Source organism: Pseudomonas poae (assembly GCA_028869255.1).
Taxonomy (GTDB): domain Bacteria; phylum Pseudomonadota; class Gammaproteobacteria; order Pseudomonadales; family Pseudomonadaceae; genus Aquipseudomonas; species Aquipseudomonas poae_C.
This window is the reverse complement of record CP110972.1, coordinates 6,605,460-6,622,267: the sequence shown is the minus strand read 5'-3', so window position 1 is coordinate 6,622,267 and position 16,808 is coordinate 6,605,460. Positions and strand designations below refer to the sequence as shown.

Annotated in this window: 15 protein-coding genes and 1 pseudogene; 10 read left to right on the top strand and 6 right to left on the bottom strand. The window is 61.9% G+C overall.

Annotation, left to right across the window (positions count from 1 at the left end; all coding sequences use genetic code 11):
- The first annotated feature begins 157 nt into the window (after positions 1 to 157).
- Positions 158 to 367: a DUF2788 domain-containing protein gene (locus LRS56_30160; GenBank protein WDU65839.1), complete on the top strand. Its 210-nt coding sequence runs from the start codon at positions 158 to 160 to the stop codon at positions 365 to 367.
- Here LRS56_30160 and LRS56_30155 read toward each other — a convergent pair.
- From LRS56_30155 to LRS56_30135, 5 genes and pseudogenes are all read right to left on the bottom strand, one after another.
- Positions 362 to 997, bottom strand: a complete 636-nt coding sequence (locus tag LRS56_30155; protein ID WDU62891.1) for a pseudouridine synthase — start codon at positions 995 to 997, stop codon at positions 362 to 364. The two genes, LRS56_30160 and LRS56_30155, sit on opposite strands and share 6 nt — an antisense overlap.
- Positions 998 to 1,068: 71 nt before the next feature.
- The gene (amn, locus tag LRS56_30150) at positions 1,069 to 2,541 is read right to left on the bottom strand and encodes an AMP nucleosidase (protein ID WDU62890.1); all 1,473 of its coding nucleotides are present in this window, start codon (positions 2,539 to 2,541) and stop codon (positions 1,069 to 1,071) included.
- Positions 2,542 to 2,736: 195 nt separating this feature from the next.
- Entirely contained in the window at positions 2,737 to 4,383 is a 1,647-nt protein-coding gene (locus LRS56_30145; GenBank protein ID WDU62889.1) for an acyl-CoA dehydrogenase family protein, read from the bottom strand.
- Positions 4,384 to 4,449: 66 nt separating this feature from the next.
- Positions 4,450 to 6,841, bottom strand: a pseudogene (locus LRS56_30140) (ATP-binding protein).
- The gene (locus LRS56_30135) at positions 6,783 to 7,118 is read right to left on the bottom strand and encodes a hypothetical protein (GenBank protein WDU62888.1); all 336 of its coding nucleotides are present in this window, start codon (positions 7,116 to 7,118) and stop codon (positions 6,783 to 6,785) included. Before LRS56_30135 ends, LRS56_30140 begins: the two are co-directional and overlap by 59 nt.
- Between LRS56_30135 and LRS56_30130 the strand changes: the two genes are divergently transcribed.
- The 4 genes from LRS56_30130 to LRS56_30115 all read left to right on the top strand — a co-directional run bounded on the left by LRS56_30130 (position 7,117) and on the right by LRS56_30115 (position 10,642).
- Positions 7,117 to 7,914, top strand: coding sequence for a hydroxymethylpyrimidine/phosphomethylpyrimidine kinase (locus tag LRS56_30130; GenBank protein ID WDU62887.1), 798 nt, complete (start codon positions 7,117 to 7,119; stop codon positions 7,912 to 7,914). The two genes, LRS56_30135 and LRS56_30130, sit on opposite strands and share 2 nt — an antisense overlap.
- 23 nt (positions 7,915 to 7,937) lie before the next feature.
- Positions 7,938 to 8,567, top strand: coding sequence for a thiamine phosphate synthase (thiE, locus tag LRS56_30125; protein WDU62886.1), 630 nt, complete (start codon positions 7,938 to 7,940; stop codon positions 8,565 to 8,567).
- 11 nt (positions 8,568 to 8,578) lie between these two features.
- Positions 8,579 to 9,862, top strand: coding sequence for a glutamate-1-semialdehyde 2,1-aminomutase (gene hemL, locus LRS56_30120; GenBank protein ID WDU62885.1), 1,284 nt, complete (start codon positions 8,579 to 8,581; stop codon positions 9,860 to 9,862).
- A 225-nt stretch (positions 9,863 to 10,087) separates the two neighbouring features.
- Positions 10,088 to 10,642: a tetratricopeptide repeat protein gene (locus LRS56_30115; GenBank protein ID WDU62884.1), complete on the top strand. Its 555-nt coding sequence runs from the start codon at positions 10,088 to 10,090 to the stop codon at positions 10,640 to 10,642.
- 210 nt (positions 10,643 to 10,852) lie between these two features.
- Here LRS56_30115 and LRS56_30110 read toward each other — a convergent pair whose 3' ends face one another.
- Positions 10,853 to 11,179 carry a DUF1820 family protein gene (locus LRS56_30110; GenBank protein WDU62883.1) on the bottom strand — a complete coding sequence of 109 codons (327 nt, stop codon included), beginning with the start codon at positions 11,177 to 11,179 and terminating at the stop codon, positions 10,853 to 10,855.
- A 131-nt stretch (positions 11,180 to 11,310) separates the two neighbouring features.
- Between LRS56_30110 and miaB the strand changes: the two genes are divergently transcribed.
- The 5 genes from miaB (at position 11,311) to lnt (ending at position 16,740) form a co-directional block, all read left to right on the top strand.
- Entirely contained in the window at positions 11,311 to 12,639 is a 1,329-nt protein-coding gene (gene miaB, locus LRS56_30105) for a tRNA (N6-isopentenyl adenosine(37)-C2)-methylthiotransferase MiaB (protein ID WDU62882.1), read from the top strand.
- A gap of 231 nt (positions 12,640 to 12,870) precedes the next feature.
- Positions 12,871 to 13,875 (top strand): PhoH family protein, encoded by a 1,005-nt coding sequence (locus LRS56_30100; GenBank protein ID WDU62881.1) that lies wholly within the window; start codon positions 12,871 to 12,873, stop codon positions 13,873 to 13,875.
- On the top strand, positions 13,868 to 14,326 hold the full coding sequence (gene ybeY, locus LRS56_30095) for an rRNA maturation RNase YbeY (protein ID WDU62880.1): 459 nt from the start codon (positions 13,868 to 13,870) through the stop codon (positions 14,324 to 14,326). Before LRS56_30100 ends, ybeY begins: the two co-directional genes overlap by 8 nt.
- 42 nt (positions 14,327 to 14,368) lie before the next feature.
- A complete protein-coding gene (locus tag LRS56_30090) occupies positions 14,369 to 15,208 on the top strand; it encodes an HlyC/CorC family transporter (protein WDU62879.1) in 840 nt (279 codons plus the stop codon).
- Positions 15,209 to 15,216: 8 nt separating this feature from the next.
- Positions 15,217 to 16,740, top strand: a complete 1,524-nt coding sequence (lnt, locus tag LRS56_30085) for an apolipoprotein N-acyltransferase (protein WDU62878.1) — start codon at positions 15,217 to 15,219, stop codon at positions 16,738 to 16,740.
- Positions 16,741 to 16,808 lie beyond the last annotated feature (68 nt).

Genomic DNA, 16,808 nt, shown 5'->3' with positions numbered 1-16,808 from the left:
GCGGTGTGCCAGTCAGCACATGTATCAACTGACCCGACGCTTTCGCGAGCAAGCCCGCTCCCACATTTGGATTGCGCTTCGACTCAGGTCAATGTTACGGCAGTAACGCTGCCTTATACTTGCCCACCTGCCCTGCCGGAAGCCCCCCATGAACAACATCGACCCCGCCCTGTTTGAAGAATGGATGATGACCGGCCTGGTCACCGTCCTGATCATTTTCATGGGCTTTATCGTCTGGGACCTGGCGAAGAAATCCAAAGCCGGGCGCTTTGGTTCGTTCATCCTGTTTTTCGTGCTGGGGCTGGGCGTGGCCGCGTTTATCATCAAGAGCGTAGTGATCGGCCTGATCGAGTCCGGCGCCTTATAGGCGCGCCGGCACTTCCTTCCACTGGCCCTGGTCCAGGCCGTCAATCGACCAATCGCCAATCCGCACGCGCACCAGGCGCAAGGTCGGCAGGCCCACGGCGGCGGTCATGCGCCGCACCTGGCGGTTACGCCCTTCACGAATCACCAACTCCAGCCAGTGGGTCGGCACGCTTTTGCGAAAACGCACGGGCGGGTTGCGTGGCCATAACTCCGGCTCGTCCAACTGGCGTGCTTGCGCGGGCAAGGTCATGCCGTCGTTGAGTTCCACGCCGTCACGCAGGCGTTGCAGCTGCTCTTCGGTGGGCTCGCCTTCGACTTGCACCCAATAGGTTTTCGCCAGCTTGTGCTTGGGGTCGGCAATCCGCGCCTGCAGCTGGCCATCATTGGTCAGCAGCAGCAAACCTTCGCTGTCACGGTCCAGGCGGCCGGCCGGGTAGATGCCGGGGATGTCGATAAAATCCTTGAGGGTCGCACGCCCGCCTTCGTCGCTGAACTGGGTCAGCACGTCGAACGGTTTATTGAACAGGACCAATTTCGGCTCGGCCGGTGGCGCCTTGGCGACACGCCGCGCTGCGCAATGTGGAGGTTTCACGCCAGGGCGGCGCGAATCGGGACGGGTGGGACGGGACATGGCAAAGGAACATCTAACGGTCAGGACCGACAATGCTAGTGGCCTGACCGTTAAATGACCATCCCAACCGCTTAGCGGAACGGCGGCTCGTCGAAGCTGCGCAGTTTGCGCGAGTGCAACGAGTTGAGTTCGGTGCGCAGCAGGTCGACTGCCTCGATACCGATCTTCAAGTGCTGGCTGACCGCACGCTCATAGAACGCGTTGGCCGAACCCGGCAGCTTGATCTCGCTGTGCAGCGGCTTGTCCGACACGCACAGCAACGTGCCATAGGGCACCCGCAAACGGTAACCCTGGGCGGCGATGGTGCCGCTTTCCATGTCCACGGCCACGGCGCGGGACAAGTTGATCAGCGGCCGTTCCTGAGCCCAGCGCAGTTCCCAGTTACGGTCGTCGTAGGTCAGCACGGTGCCGGTGCGCAGGCGTTTTTTCAGCTCTTCGCCTTTTTCGCCGGTGACGTTCGCCGCCGCTTGCTGCAAGGCCATCTGCACTTCGGCCAGGGCCGGAATCGGGATGTTCGGCGGCACCACGCGGTCCAGGATCCCGTCGCGGCGCATATAGGCGTGAGCCAGTACGTAGTCGCCGATGGTCTGGGATTGGCGCAGACCGCCGCAGTGGCCGATCATCAGCCAGCAATGCGGGCGCAGCACGGCCAGGTGGTCAGTGATGTTCTTGGCGTTGGACGGGCCGACGCCGATATTCACCAGGGTCACGCCGTGGCCGTCGCTGGCCTGCAGGTGATAAGCCGGCATCTGATAGCGATGCCAGACCACGCCTGCGGCAATCGCCGAGGCTTCACCGTGATCCATGCTCTTGTCGATGATCACGTTGCCCGGCAGCACCATGCGGATAAAGCGCGGGTCGCTGCGCAGTTGCTCGAGGCCATGCAGGATGAACTGGTCGACATACCGGTGATAGTTGGTCAGCAGGATCCACGGCTGTACATGGCGCCAGTCGCTGCCGGTGTAGTGCACCAGGCGGCGCAGGGAAAAGTCCACGCGGGCCGCATCGAACAGCGCCAGCGGCAGCGGGTCGGTGTTTTCCCAGTCATACAGGCCGTCGGCGATGCCATCGGTGGCGGCGGACAGGTCGGTACTGGGGAACACACGGGCCAGGGTCGCGGCGGTCACGCCGGAGCCGGCCAGTTCGTCGCCCTGCTCCACCACGTACGGGTACGGAATGTTCTGCTGGCTCACGCCCACTTCTACCGTCACGGTGAAGTCGTGCATCAACGGCACCAGTTGTTCCAGCAGATACTTACGAAACGCTGCAGGATGGGTGACGGTAACACTGTAGGTCCCCGGCAGTTGCACCTTGGCATACGCCCGGGTGGTCTGTGGGACTTCGCCTTGAACCAGGTAAGTCAGGCGCAGTTCCGGGTAGCGAAACAGCGCGCGTTGTTCGGCGTCGGGTTCGACGCGGTCCTTGAGGTATTGCTTGAGGGCCTGGTTGAGCGCGCCGGTAGCACGCTCATGCAGAGCCGCCAGCCGATCCACGGCTTCTTCAGCGGTTTGAACGACAACAAAAGCTTCGGTCACGGTAAGCATCCTGTGTTCTGACTTGCAGACCTTTATCTTGCCTGTATCCCTGTCAGACGCAAACTTTGAATTGGAGTGCCCTCTCAAGATCAGTGCAATTGCTGTGGGAGCCGGGCTTGCCCGCGATGGCGGTGGGTCAGTCAGCAAGATGGGGCTGATACACCGCTATCGCAGGCAAGCCAGCTCCCACCTATTGGTCCGCGTTCAGGCAGGTGTCGAGCGGGCGACAATCGCCGCCACATCCACCCCACGCGGCAGCGTGCCGTACACCCGACCCGATGACTCACCCAAGCGGCTGGCAATAAAGCCATCGCTGACCGGTGCATTCCCCGCCTCCAGCAGCAGCTTGGCCTGCAATGCCACGGCAATGTCCTCGGTCAGCTGGCGTGCGCGGTACTGGATATCCTGGGTGTCCATAAAGGCCGATTTCAGTTGCCCGATATGCCGCGCCAACTGCTGGTCGCCATGCCCGTCACCCAGCTCAACAAACAGCGCCTCCAGCACACCCGGCTCCTTGGACAGCGCGCGCAGCACGTCCAGGCACTGCACGTTGCCGGAACCTTCCCACGTCGAATTCACCGGCGCCTCACGGTACAGGCGCGGCAAGATGCTGTCCTCCACATAGCCGGCGCCGCCCATGCACTCGGCAGCTTCGTTGATCATTGCCGGTGCGCGCTTGCAGATCCAGTACTTGCCCACCGCTGTTACCAGCCGGGCGAACTTGGCTTCTTGCTCATCGCCCTGATGGTCCAGGGCACGCCCCATGCGCATGCTCAAGGCCAGCGAGGCTTCGCTTTCCAGGGCAAGGTCGGCCAACACGTTTTGCATCAGCGGTTGTTCGCTGAGTACACGGCCACCGACCAGGCGATGGGCGCAATGATGGCTGGCCTGGGTCAGCGCCTGGCGCATCAAGGCGCTGGAGCCGACCATGCAATCGAAGCGGGTCATGGCGACCATTTCGATGATGGTCGGCACGCCACGGCCTTCCTCGCCGATCATCCAGGCCAGGGCACCGCGAAATTCCACTTCACTGGACGCGTTGGAGCAGTTGCCGAGTTTGTTTTTGAGGCGCTGGATGTAGAACTCGTTGCGCGTGTCGTCCGGACGGTGCCGGGGCAGCAGAAAACAGGAAAGGCCCTTGTCAGTCTGGGCCAGGGTCAAAAACCCATCGCACATCGGCGCCGAGCAAAACCACTTGTGGCCCACCAGCTCATAGGCTTGCCCGGGCCCGCCCGCGCCCACCGGGTAAGCGCGGGTGGTGTTGGCGCGCACATCGGTGCCGCCCTGCTTCTCAGTCATGGCCATGCCGATAGTGGCCCCAGCCTTGTGAGCGATGCCGACATTGCGTGGATCGTATTGGGTACTGAGGATTTTCGGCAGCCAGGTGTCAGCCAAGTCCGGCTGCAAACGCAGGGCGGGCACGCAGGCGAAGGTCATGGTCAGCGGGCAACCGGTGCCGGCTTCGGCCTGGCTGTGCAAGTAAGTCAGGGCGGCGCGGGCCACGTGGGCGCCGGACTGCGGATGGGCCCACGGCAGCGACGGCAGGCCATGCTCGACGGCGGTGCGCATCAGCTCATGGTAGGCCGGGTGAAATTCCACCAGATCGATACGGTGCCCATAGCGGTCATGGCTGCTGAACACCGGTTTGTTCTGGTTGGCCAGGAACCCGGCCTCCATCAACGGCCCGCCAGCCAGCGCGCCGTAGGCATCGATACGCGCCTGCGCCCAGCCGGCGCCGAAGCGGCGCGACCACTCTTGCAGGGGCAGGTCGATGCGGTACAGGTTGGTGCCGTCCAGGGACGGCGGCTGGTTGGTGACGTCGTGGGTTTCAGCGAATTGATGCAAGTTCATGCTGGGCCTCCTGAAAAGGCCACATTCAATCGGGGCCTGAATTTCAGTTAAGCACCGCCATCCGGCTTACAAAAGTGACATACCCGCCGAATGCACGGCGCTTTCGCCTTCGTCCGAACCCAATAAATGCCGTTCCAACACCGCCTGCAAAGCTTCGAAACGCACGGGCTTGGCCAGCCGCTCGGTGATGCCGATGCCATGGCAGTGCTCTCGCTCGGACACATTCGGCGACATACTCAAGGCAATCACCGGCAATTCACCGCAGCCAGGCAGAGCACGAATCTGACAGCACAATGAGAAACCGCCTTCAGGAACATCCAATAACACCGCGTCGAAACGCTCGCCCTGCAACGCCGCCAGGGCCGACGGGCCGCTGTCGACGGTTTTTACCCGGTAACCGAGCTTGAGCAACATGCCGCGCACCGCCAGTTGGCCGACGCTGTTGTCGTCCACCAACAGCACCGTGCACGCCTGGGGCGAGCGCTGCCGATCCGGCGCCTGCCGGGGCTCGGGTGGCGCCGGGCTGACCTGCATTTCCAACTGGAAGCGGCTGCCCTTGCGAGGCTCGGAGTGATGGGTGAGGCGTCCGCCCAGCAGCTCGATCAATTGTCGGCAGATCGCCAGGCCAATGCCCAAACCGCCATATTCGCGAGTGGTGGAGCCATCGAGCTGGAAGAAGCGCTGGTACAGGGTGGCTTCGTCGAGGAAGGCAAAGCCGATACCGGTATCGGTGACGATAAAACTCAGGCGTACGCCACCGTCGCTGTGGGGCACGCCCACCACCCGCAGGCGCACCGCGCCTTCGTGGGTGAACTTGAACGCGTTGTCCAGCAGGCAGTCCAGGCACTGCAGCAGTTTGTCGGCGTCACCTACCACGCGGTCCGCCAGCTCGTCGGCCACATCGATGGAAAATGCCAGGCCCTTGCTCTGGGCGCTGGCACTGAACTGCTGGCGTAAGGTGTCGAGCACGCCGCGCAGGCTGAACACGCGGGGCTGGGCACTCAGGCGCCCGGCCTGCAATTCGGTGAGGGTGAGGATGCCGTTGACCATGCGCATCATGTCGCGGGCCGAACCGGCGGCGGTTTGCTGATACTGCGCCAGGTCCGCTTCCAGGGGCACGGTTTGCATCAGTTCGAGGGAGCCGATCACCCCGTTCATCGGCGTGCGCAGCTCGTGGGTCAGGGTGGCGAGGAATTCATCCTTGAGCCGGTTGCTGCGGGCCAATTGCAGGTTGAGCACTTCGAGCTTCTGGCTGGCATCGAACAGGATCTGCGCCTGTTGCTCACGCATGGCATTGATGCGATCGGCCAGGGCCAGGGACAACAGCGCCACTTCGATCGCCGAACCGATCTGGCTGGCGTACATGGTCAGGAACACATTCGGCAGGTAGCCCAGCACCATCAGCGTATTCACCACCCCGCCCAACAGAAACGCCGACCAGGCAATGATGAAATAGCGCGCCATGCGCTGGCCGCAATACCAGGCCTTGATGGCGGCGACAAAGATGGTCACGGTGAACACCAGCGCCAACCCGGTGGCCAGCCGCAGCGCCAGGGCGTAGCTGGTCATCAGCGACAGCAACATCACCACCGCGCCGCACGCCACCAGCGCCAGCAGCAGTCGGTTGATCCAGCGACTGTGCTGCGCGGTGTGCAAAAAGCTGCGCGCGAACAGGCTGCCAAACAGCGCCGCCGACCCGATCAGGAACGGCACCGCCGCATTCGCCCACCACGGGTTGTTCGGCCAGAAAAACTCCACCGCCACCCCATTGACCGACAGTTGGTACAGGCCGAACGAGGCGATATACAGGATGTAATACAGATAACTGGTGTCGCGCACGCTCAGGTAGATGAACAGGTTGTAGACCAGCATCCCCAGCAATACGCCATAAATGGCGCCGAGTACGTACAAACGCAGCGGCTGCTGTTCCAAGTACGCGGTGCCGGCCCAGAGCGTCAACGGCGCCTGGATCGAGCCTTGGCTTTGCAGGCGCAGGTAAACGGTTTGCCGCTGATCCGGCACGAAGTTGAGCTTGAACAGGTAATTGCTCTGGCTCACATCACGGCTGGAAAACGGCAATGCGCTGCCGGTGCGGGTGGTCAGGCGGTAGGCGCCGGTGGCGTCGCTCTGGTACAGGTCCAGATGATTCAGCGGCGGGTACGCCAACTCCAGGAACCAGGTGACGCGGTGCCCGGGTATCTTTGGCGGTGTAATGCAGGTCGACCTTGAGCCAGAACACCGAGCGCGAGTAGCCGGCGTTAAGGGTGGCTTGGTCATGGGGTTTGAACTGGGCGGCGTAGGCGGGAGAGCTGACTTGCGCGATGGTCAGCGCATCGGTCGGGTCTTCGAGCACTTGCATGACTCGGCCCAGCGGCAGGCTTCGCGTGTCCTGGTTGAACTCAATGGCGCCGGCGAGCATCGGCAGCCCGCACAACAATAAAATCAGCAAATAGCGCATAGAGCCCCAGCGTGGCCTGTCCGGTTATGTCAAAAGCCCCCCATTCCTTTTGAGAAGACGTACACCGGCGGTACAGTAAGTTGTTTGGATCCACTTTAGCATAGCCGCTAAAGGCCATTAGACACCATTGAATTAATTTTTCTAAAGGCTCTAGAACAGGGCTTTCAGCGGTTTCCACCCACAGACCAAACGCCAGAAAAGCGTCACAATCGGAGCAAAATTCAACCATCGCCAGACGGCCACGCAAAAAGCGTTTGGTGGTAAGCTCGCGCTCCATGAATATCTACAGCTCTCGCCCCGTTGTCCTCTGTCTCTCCGGCCATGATCCCAGTGGTGGCGCCGGCTTGCAGGCAGATATCGAAGCCCTGCTCGCTCAGGGTTGCCATGCGGCTCCGGCCGTCACCGCCCTGACCGTGCAGAACACCGTCAATGTCAGCGATTTCCGCGTACTCGACCGCGAGTGGGTGCTGGCCCAGGCCAACGCCGTGCTCAGCGACTCCGAAGTGGCGGCGGTCAAGCTGGGCATGCTCGGTTCCACGGCGATGGTCGACACCGTGGTCGAGTTGCTGCAGGCGCACCCGCACCTGCCGGTGGTGTGCGACCCGGTGCTGCGTGCCGGCGGCGGCGGCAGCCTGGGCAAAGACGAAGTCGGCTTTGCCATGCGCGAGCGGCTGTTGCCGCTGTCGCTGATCGCCACGCCGAACCTGCCGGAAGCGCGCATCCTTGCGCAATTGCCCGAGGGCACGGCCGACGAGTGCGCCGAGAAACTGCTGCCGTATATCAAGCACCTGTTGATCACCGGCGGCCATGGCGACGAGCATGAAGTGCACAACCGCCTGTACAGCCGCGACGGCACGCGCCAGACCTTTACCTGCCAGCGCCTGCCCGGCAGCTATCACGGTTCGGGCTGCACGCTGGCCAGCGCATTGGCCGGTCGGCTCGCCCAGGGCGAAGGCCTGGTAAGCGCCGTGCAGTCGGCACTCAACTACACTTGGCGCACCCTGCGTGACGCCGAACAACTCGGCCAGGGCCAGTTTGTACCGCGCCGTCTGCCGCTGGATTTCTGTTCGTAAGACCAAGCCAAGGGGCCTGCCCGATGAAATTACGTGGCCTGTATGCCATTACCGACAGCCAGCTGTTGGCCGGCAAATTCCTCGCCTACGTCGAAGCGGCGTTGGACGGTGGCGTGACCCTGTTGCAGTACCGCGACAAAAGCACCGACGAAGCCCGGCGCCTGCGTGAGGCCGAAAAGCTGCGAGAGCTGTGTTCGCGCTACAAGACCCAGTTGATCATCAACGACGACGCCGAACTGGCTGCGCGCCTGGGCGTCGGCGTGCACCTGGGCCAGACCGACGGCCCGCTGACCCCGGCCCGCTCGCTGCTCGGCCCCAAGGCGATTATTGGCGCGACCTGCCACAGCCAGATCGAACTGGCCGAACAAGCCGCCAAGGAAGGCGCAAGCTATGTGGCCTTCGGTCGCTTCTTCAATTCCACGACCAAGCCCGGCGCACCCGCCGCCACCCTCGAGATGCTGGCCCAGGCCCGCACGCGCCTGCAGTTGCCGATCTGCGTGATCGGCGGCATCACGCTGGAGAACGCCGAACCCCTGGTGGCCCACGGCGCCGACCTGCTGGCGGTGGTGCACGGCCTGTTCGGTGCCGACAGCACCCAGGAAGTCACGCGCCGCGCCCGCGCCTTCAACGATCTTCTTAAGTCTTCAGTTTAGAGAGCCCGATCATGTCCCGTTCCGAAACCCTGTTTGCCAATGCCCAGAAACACATCCCCGGCGGTGTGAACTCCCCCGTGCGTGCGTTCAAGAGCGTGGGCGGCACACCGTTGTTCTTCAAGCATGCCGAGGGCGCCTACGTTACCGACGAAGATGACAAGCGCTACGTTGACTATGTGGGTTCCTGGGGCCCGATGATCCTCGGCCACAGCCACCCGGACGTGCTCGACGCCGTACGCCAGCAACTGCAACACGGCTTGTCCTACGGCGCGCCGACCGCCATGGAAACCGAAATGGCTGACCTGGTGTGCTCGATCGTGCCATCGATGGAAATGGTGCGCATGGTCAGCTCCGGCACCGAAGCCACCATGAGTGCGATTCGCCTGGCCCGTGGTTTCACCGGCCGCGACAGCATCATCAAGTTCGAAGGTTGCTACCACGGTCACTCCGACAGCCTGCTGGTAAAAGCCGGTTCCGGCGCACTGACCCAGGGCGTACCCAGCTCGGCCGGCGTGCCGGCTGCGTTTGCCAAACACACCCTGACCCTGCCGTTCAACGACATCGCCGCCGTCGAGCAGATGCTCAATGAGGTAGGCCAGGACGTGGCGTGCATCATCGTCGAGCCGGTGGCCGGCAATATGAACTGCGTACCGCCGGCGCCGGGCTTCCTCGAGGGGCTGCGCGAGCAGTGCGACAAGCACGGCGTGGTGCTGATTTTCGACGAAGTGATGACCGGTTTCCGCGTGGCCCTGGGCGGCGCTCAGGCTCACTACGGCGTGACGCCGGACCTGAGCACCTTCGGCAAGATCATCGGCGGCGGCATGCCGGTGGGCTGCTTCGGCGGCAAACGCGACATCATGCAACACATTGCGCCGCTAGGCCCGGTGTACCAGGCGGGCACCTTGTCGGGTAACCCGCTGGCCATGGCCGCCGGCCTGACCACCCTGCGCCTGATCAGCCGCCCGGGCTTCCACGCCGAGCTGACCGATTACACCACCCGCCTGCTGGACGGCCTGCAACAGCGCGCCGACGCAGCCGGTATCCCGTTCGTTACCACGCAAGCGGGCGGCATGTTCGGCCTGTACTTCAGCGGTGCCGACGACATCGTCACCTTTGATGACGTGATGGGCAGCGATGCCGACCTGTTCAAGCGCTTCTTCCACCTGATGCTGGAAGGCGGCGTGTACCTGGCGCCAAGTGCCTTTGAAGCCGGCTTCACCTCGATCGCCCATGGCGACGCCGAGCTGAAACTGACCCTGGACGCAGCCGAGCGCGCCTTCGCCGCACTGAAATAAAAGGCCGAAAAAATCTGACGCCGCCTTGCCGGCGTCAGATTTGCTACTTTGCTTACAGAGATTTCCCAAGTTTTTCGAGAAATCACCTGCAATCCGGCAGATAACTTGCCCAACCAGCAGAAAAACGAGTAAAGACTTTGTAAGCAGAGGCCTGCTTATTTCATAATGCGCGCTTATTGGATCCCACGAGGGTCCGCGCGCCCCGTCAGAGGTAAGTCGATTCCCATGAAACGCACCGGCCGCACCCTGGTTCTGGGCTGCCTGTTGCTCCTTCAGCCGCTGCTGGCACATGCACAAGCAGGCGGCAACTCGTTGTTAATCCCAGCGATGGGTCGTTGCACCCTCAATACCCAGCCAGACAGCCAGGCCGAAGCCCTGAGCGCGTGCCAGAAACAGGCTGATGGCGGGGATGCGCAGGCGCAATACGAGTTGGGCGAGTACTACCACGACAGCAAAAACCCCGCCCGCGACCTCAACAAAGCCTTGAGCTACTTCGAGAAAGCCTCGTTGCAGGGCCATGCGCAGGCGCAATTCCAGCTGGGCACCATGTTCTTCAAGGGCGAAGGCGTGCCGGCCAATAACGTGCAGGCGTATATCGTGCTGAAAATGGCGGCGGTCAACGGCGCCGAAGACGCACTGGACACTGCCGACGAAGTCGCCGAGCACATGCAGCGCGATGAGTTGGAAGTAGCCACCCAGGTGCTGGGCCAGATTTTCCGCAATTACCTGCAGGAATTGCAGAGTGCGGATGGGCGCTCACCGTTCTCGCCCCTGCCCTGATCCTTCTGTAAAGCCCGCCTGTGTGCCCAGCGGACTTATGTGCCCGGCGGGCTTATGTGGCGAGCGGGCTTGCCCGCGTTGGGCTGCGCAGCAGCCCTAGTAAGGCAATAGAGTTCTTTCAGGCAGACCGCAGTTGCAGCCTCAAGGGCCGCTTCGCAGCCCAACGCGGGCAAGCCCGCTCGCCACAGGCACAGACACAGGTGGAACGTATTACTTCTCTGGCATCGGCATCGGAAACGGCATCACATTGCTGGTGCCCCGCGCCTCGCTGATCTTCGGCGTACCCAGGCGCTCGACCTCATCGATGCGCACAATCGAATGCATCGGCACAAAGCTGCGCACCACGCCTTCGAACTGCGCCTTGAGTTTTTCTTCGCCCGGGTCGACGACCAATTGGGTGCGCTCGCCAAAGACGAACTCTTCCACTTCCAGGAAGCCCCACAGATCACTTTGATAGATCTGCTTGGCGTACATTTCGAACACCTGGCCCTGGTTAAGGAAAATCACCTTATAGATTGGAGCTTCACGTTTGGTCATGGTGGGCGAATAACACATCGGGGATATAAAAGAGGGCGCGAACTATAGCATGGCACCCGATGCACAACGCTAGGAACCAATGGACATGCCCCCTATAATGCGCGGTTCTTTACCACCAGTTGACGATTCCCATGGCCAAGAAGCTTTATATCGAAACCCACGGTTGCCAGATGAACGAGTACGACAGCTCGCGCATGGTCGACCTGCTGGGTGAACACCAGGCCCTGGAAGTCACTGCCCGCGCCGAAGATGCCGACGTAATCCTGCTCAATACCTGCTCGATCCGCGAGCGGGCCCAGGACCGCGTGTACTCGCAGCTGGGCCGCTGGCGCGAATTGAAACTGGCCAACCCGGAGATGGTGATCGCCGTCGGCGGTTGCGTGGCCAGCCAGGAAGGCGCCGCGATCCGCGACCGCGCCCCCTATGTCGACGTGGTCTTTGGCCCGCAGACCCTGCACCGCCTGCCGGAAATGATCGACGCTGCGCGCATCACCAAGCTGCCGCAGGTGGACGTGTCGTTCCCCGAAATCGAAAAATTCGACCATTTGCCCGAGCCGCGTATCGACGGCCCGAGCGCTTATGTGTCGGTGATGGAAGGCTGCAGCAAGTACTGCACCTTCTGCGTGGTGCCCTACACCCGTGGCGAAGAAGTCAGCCGGCCGTTTGACGACGTGCTGTCGGAAATCATCCACCTCGCCGAAAACGGCGTGCGCGAAGTGACCCTGCTGGGCCAGAACGTCAACGGTTATCGCGGCCTGACCCACGACGGGCGCCTGGCCGACCTGGCGGAGCTGATCCGCGTGGTCGCCGCCGTGGACGGTATCGAGCGTATTCGCTACACCACCTCGCACCCGCTGGAGTTCTCCGACAGCCTGATCCAGGCACACGCCGAGGTGCCGGAGCTGGTCAAACACCTGCATTTGCCGGTGCAATCGGGCTCGGACCGCATCCTTTCGGCGATGAAGCGCAACCACACCGCCGTGGAATACAAATCCAAACTGCGCAAACTGCGTGCGGCGGTGCCGGGCATTTGCATCAGCTCGGACTTTATCGTGGGCTTCCCCGGCGAAACCGAGAAGGATTTCGAGCAGACCATGAAGCTGATTGAAGACGTCGGTTTCGACTTTTCCTACTCGTTTGTCTACAGCCAGCGCCCGGGCACTCCGGCCGCTGATCTGGCGGATGACACGCCGGAAGCGCTGAAAAAGGAGCGTCTGAACGCGCTGCAGCATCGCCTGAACCAGCAAGGCTTCGAGATCAGCCGACAAATGGTCGGTTCGATCCAGCGCATCCTGGTCACCGATTACTCGAAAAAAGACCCGGGCGAACTGCAAGGCCGCACCGAGAATAATCGAATCGTAAACTTCCGTTGCGACACTCCAACCCTGATCGGCCAGTTTGCCGATGTGCACATTGATGCGGCGCAACCTCACTCGTTGCGCGGGTCGTTGGTCAACTGAGCTCTCTGACCTGATGCAGAGCAAAATGTGGGAGCTGGCTTGCCTGCGATAGCGGGCTAACAGGCAACATCTCTTTTGGATGTGCCGGCCTCAGCGCAGGCAAGCCAGCTCCCACAGTGGATCTTCATAGTTCTTGAGATCGAAGGCAGCCCATTTAAGTGCTTTCGCGCACGGGCGGCTGGCGTTATCCTCTGTTTCACTTCAACAGCCAAAGGGCGGCTAAAAGCAACCTTGAACGCACCCATAGCAGAACCCCATCGTTTTCTCCTCGAGCCGTTTGAGGCTCGCCGTTTCGCCAATCTGTGCGGACAGTTCGACGAGCACCTGCGCCTGATCGAACAACGCCTGAGCATCGAGATCCGCAACCGCGGCAATCAATTCGAGCTGATTGGTGAACCCCAGCACACCACGTCTGCAGAAAACCTGCTGCGGCGCCTCTACCGCGAAACCAAGGGTAGTGAGCTGTCACCGGAAACGGTGCACCTGTACCTGCAGGAATCGGCCGTGGAAGACCTGGCCAACAACCCCGTGGCCGAGGCCAGCGTGGCTCTGCGTACCAAAAAAGGCATGATTCGCCCAAAGGGCTTGAATCAGCAGAAGTACGTCAAGGCAATCCTCGGCAACGACATCAATTTCGGCATCGGCCCGGCCGGTACCGGCAAGACCTACCTGGCCGTGGCCTGCGCGGTCGACGCCCTGGAACGCGAGCAAGTACGCCGCATCCTGCTGGTGCGCCCAGCGGTTGAAGCCGGCGAGAAGCTCGGTTTCCTGCCCGGCGACCTGGCCCAGAAGATCGACCCGTACCTGCGCCCGCTCTACGACGCGCTGTACGAGATGCTCGGCTTCGAGTACGTGGCCAAGCTGATCGAACGCCAGGTGATCGAAATCGCCCCGCTGGCTTACATGCGCGGCCGCACCTTGAGCAACAGTTTCATCATCCTCGACGAAAGTCAGAACACCACAGTCGAGCAGATGAAGATGTTCCTTACCCGCATCGGGTTTGGCTCCACGGCCATTATCACCGGCGACATTACCCAGGTTGACCTGCCCAAGGGCACCAAGTCGGGCTTGAGCCATGTGATTGAAGTGCTCAAAGACGTGCCGGGTATCAGTTTCACGCACTTCTCGCCCAAGGACGTAGTGCGCCATCCGCTGGTGCAACGCATTGTCGAGGCCTATGAGCGCTTCGAACACCGCGACGACGGACTGTCAAAGGACGCCCGCCGCGATGCTTGAGCTTGACCTGCAGCTGGCCACCGAAGCGCCCGCCCCCAGCGAAGAACAGTTCCGCCAATGGTGTGCTCTGGCCCTGCGCCAGCGCACCGCCGACTCGGAGCTGACCATCCGTCTGGTGGACGAGCCCGAAGGCCGCGAACTGAACCACACCTGGCGCCAAAAGGATTACGCGACCAACGTGCTGTCCTTCCCCGCCGACGTACCGGATGAGCTGCTGGATATCCCGCTGTTGGGCGACCTGGTGATCTGCGTCGCGGTGGTCGAGCGTGAGGCGAAGGAGCAAGGCAAGGAACTTGAGGCCCACTGGGCCCATCTAGTCATCCACGGCTGCTTGCATCTCTTGGGTTACGACCATATAGACGATGACGAAGCCGAGGAAATGGAAACCCTGGAACAAACGTTGCTTGCAGAATTGGGTCATCGCGACCCTTATGCAGACGACGAAAACTGATCAACACTCAACTGAAACATCAAAGGATTTAGAGTAATCGCTATGAGCGAAGACCGATCGAGCAACGGGCAAAAGTCATGGCTGGGTAAACTGACCCAGGCTTTTGCCCACGAGCCGAAAAACCGCCAGGAGCTGCTGGAGCTGCTGCGCGAGGCCCATCAGAACAAGTTGCTGGACAGCGAAGCGCTGGCCATCGTCGAAGGCGCCATCCAGGTGGCTGACCTGCAGGTTCGCGACATCATGGTCCCGCGCTCGCAGATGGTCAGCATCAAGGCGACCCAGACCCCACGGGAATTCCTCCCGGCCGTGATCGACTCGGCGCACTCGCGCTACCCGGTGATCGGTGAAAGCCATGACGACGTCATGGGTGTCCTGCTGGCCAAGGACCTGTTGCCGCTGATCCTCAAGGAGAACGGCGACAACTTCAACATCAAGGACCTGCTGCGCCCGGCCACCTTCGTGCCTGAATCCAAGCGCCTGAATGTGCTGCTGCGCGAATTTCGCGCCAACCACAATCACATGGCCATTGTGATCGACGAATACGGCGGCGTAGCGGGCCTGGTGACCATCGAAGACGTGCTGGAACAGATCGTCGGCGACATCGAAGACGAGCACGATGTCGAAGAAGACAGCTACATCAAGCCGCTGCCCAGCGGTGATTTCCTGGTCAAGGCGCTGACGCCGATCGAGAACTTCAACGAGTTCTTCGACAGCGAATTCTCCGACGATGAGTTCGACACGGTTGGCGGGCTGGTGATGAGTGCATTTGGCCACTTGCCTAAACGCAACGAAACCACCGAGATCGGCGCTTACCGCTTCCGCATCCTGAATGCCGATAGCCGTCGTATTCACCTGATTCGCCTGACACCTATTGCCCGCTAAGGACTGACATGCGCCGTTTGATCGCACCCGGCTGGCCCGGTAACCTGCTGGCCGTGGTGGCCGGCGCCATCACTACCCTGGCGCTGGCGCCGTTCGATCTGTGGCCGATTGCACTGGTCGCGGTCGGACTGTTCTATATCGGCCTGCGGGAACTGACACCACGCCAGGCCCTGGGCCGTGGCTGGTGCTTCGGTTTCGGCTTGTTTGGCGCCGGCACCAGCTGGATCTACTACAGCATCCACCACTTCGGTGGCGCCTCGGTGCTGCTGGCTGGCTTTTTGATGCTGCTGTTTACCGCCGCGATTGCCTGGTTCTTCGCCCTGCCTGCGTGGCTGTGGGCGCGCTGGCTGCGCCGTAACGAAGCGCCATTGGCCGATGCGCTGACGTTTGCTGCGCTGTGGGTCGGCCAGGAAGCCTTTCGCGGCTGGTTCCTCACGGGTTTCCCGTGGTTGTATTCCGGTTACAGCCAGCTCGACGGCCCCCTCACGGGCCTCGCGCCAGTGGGTGGCATGTGGCTGATTTCCTTTGCCCTGGCCCTCACGGCGGCCCTGCTGTGCAACCTGCCGCGCCTGCTGGCCGGCAAACGCAACGCGTTTACCGCTGCGGGCCTGGTGCTGCTGGTTGCCCCGTGGGCCATTGGCCTGGCGCTCAAGCATCACGCCTGGACCACGCCCTCCGGCGCGCCACTGACCGTGGCCGCGATCCAGGGCAACGTTGAACAAAGCATGAAGTGGGACCCGGAGCAGCTCAATGCGCAGCTCGCGCTGTACCGCGACATGAGTTTCAGCTCCAAGCCGGTCGACCTGCTGGTGTGGCCGGAAACTGCCGTACCGGTGCTCAAGGAGTCCGTCGAGGGCTACCTGGGGATGATGGGCAAGTTTGCCGCCGACCGGCACACGGCGCTGATCACCGGCGTACCGATTCGCCAGGAAGTACATCACCAGAAGCGCTACTTCAACGGCATCACCGTGGTCGGTGAAGGCGACGGCACCTACCTGAAGCAGAAACTGGTGCCGTTTGGCGAATACGTACCGCTGCAAGACATGCTGCGCGGGCTGATTGCCTTCTTCGACCTGCCCATGTCGGACTTCGCCCGCGGCCCCGCCGACCAGTCGATGCTGCAGGCCAAGGGCTATCAGATAGCGCCGTTCATTTGCTATGAAGTGGTGTACCCGGAGTTCGCCGCTGGCCTGTCAGCCCAGAGCGACTTGTTGCTGACCATCAGCAATGACACCTGGTTCGGCCGCTCGATCGGGCCCCTGCAACACCTGCAAATGGCCCAGATGCGCGCACTGGAGGCCGGCCGCTGGATGATCCGCGCCACCAACAACGGCGTGACCGGCCTGATCAACCCGTTCGGGCAGATCACCGCGCAGATCCCGCAGTTCGAGCGCGGAATTTTGTATGGCGAAGTGGTGCCGATGCACAACCTCACGCCGTACCTGCAATGGCGGTCGTGGCCGTTGATTATTGTGTGCCTGGCGTTGTTCGGCTGGGCGCTGCTGGCTGGGCGGATGTCCAAGACGGTCTAAAGGCGGAACACAAAACAATGTGGGAGCGGGCTTGCTCGCGAATGCGGTGAATCAGTCGGTATATGCAT

Excerpts from the sequence above, each read along its gene's own strand:
- amn (WDU62890.1), bottom strand. The coding sequence starts at position 2,541 with ATGCTTACCGTGACCGAAGCTTTTGTTGTCGTTCAAACCGCTGAAGAA.
- LRS56_30135 (WDU62888.1), bottom strand. The coding sequence starts at position 7,118 with ATGGAGCGCGAGCTTACCACCAAACGCTTTTTGCGTGGCCGTCTGGCG.
- LRS56_30130 (WDU62887.1), top strand. The coding sequence starts at position 7,117 with ATGAATATCTACAGCTCTCGCCCCGTTGTCCTCTGTCTCTCCGGCCAT.
- LRS56_30115 (WDU62884.1), top strand. The coding sequence starts at position 10,088 with ATGAAACGCACCGGCCGCACCCTGGTTCTGGGCTGCCTGTTGCTCCTT.
- LRS56_30155 (WDU62891.1), bottom strand. The coding sequence starts at position 997 with ATGTCCCGTCCCACCCGTCCCGATTCGCGCCGCCCTGGCGTGAAACCT.
- thiE (WDU62886.1), top strand. The coding sequence starts at position 7,938 with ATGAAATTACGTGGCCTGTATGCCATTACCGACAGCCAGCTGTTGGCC.
- LRS56_30090 (WDU62879.1), top strand. The coding sequence starts at position 14,369 with ATGAGCGAAGACCGATCGAGCAACGGGCAAAAGTCATGGCTGGGTAAA.
- LRS56_30110 (WDU62883.1), bottom strand. The coding sequence starts at position 11,179 with ATGACCAAACGTGAAGCTCCAATCTATAAGGTGATTTTCCTTAACCAG.
- hemL (WDU62885.1), top strand. The coding sequence starts at position 8,579 with ATGTCCCGTTCCGAAACCCTGTTTGCCAATGCCCAGAAACACATCCCC.
- ybeY (WDU62880.1), top strand. The coding sequence starts at position 13,868 with ATGCTTGAGCTTGACCTGCAGCTGGCCACCGAAGCGCCCGCCCCCAGC.
- miaB (WDU62882.1), top strand. The coding sequence starts at position 11,311 with ATGGCCAAGAAGCTTTATATCGAAACCCACGGTTGCCAGATGAACGAG.
- LRS56_30145 (WDU62889.1), bottom strand. The coding sequence starts at position 4,383 with ATGAACTTGCATCAATTCGCTGAAACCCACGACGTCACCAACCAGCCG.
- lnt (WDU62878.1), top strand. The coding sequence starts at position 15,217 with ATGCGCCGTTTGATCGCACCCGGCTGGCCCGGTAACCTGCTGGCCGTG.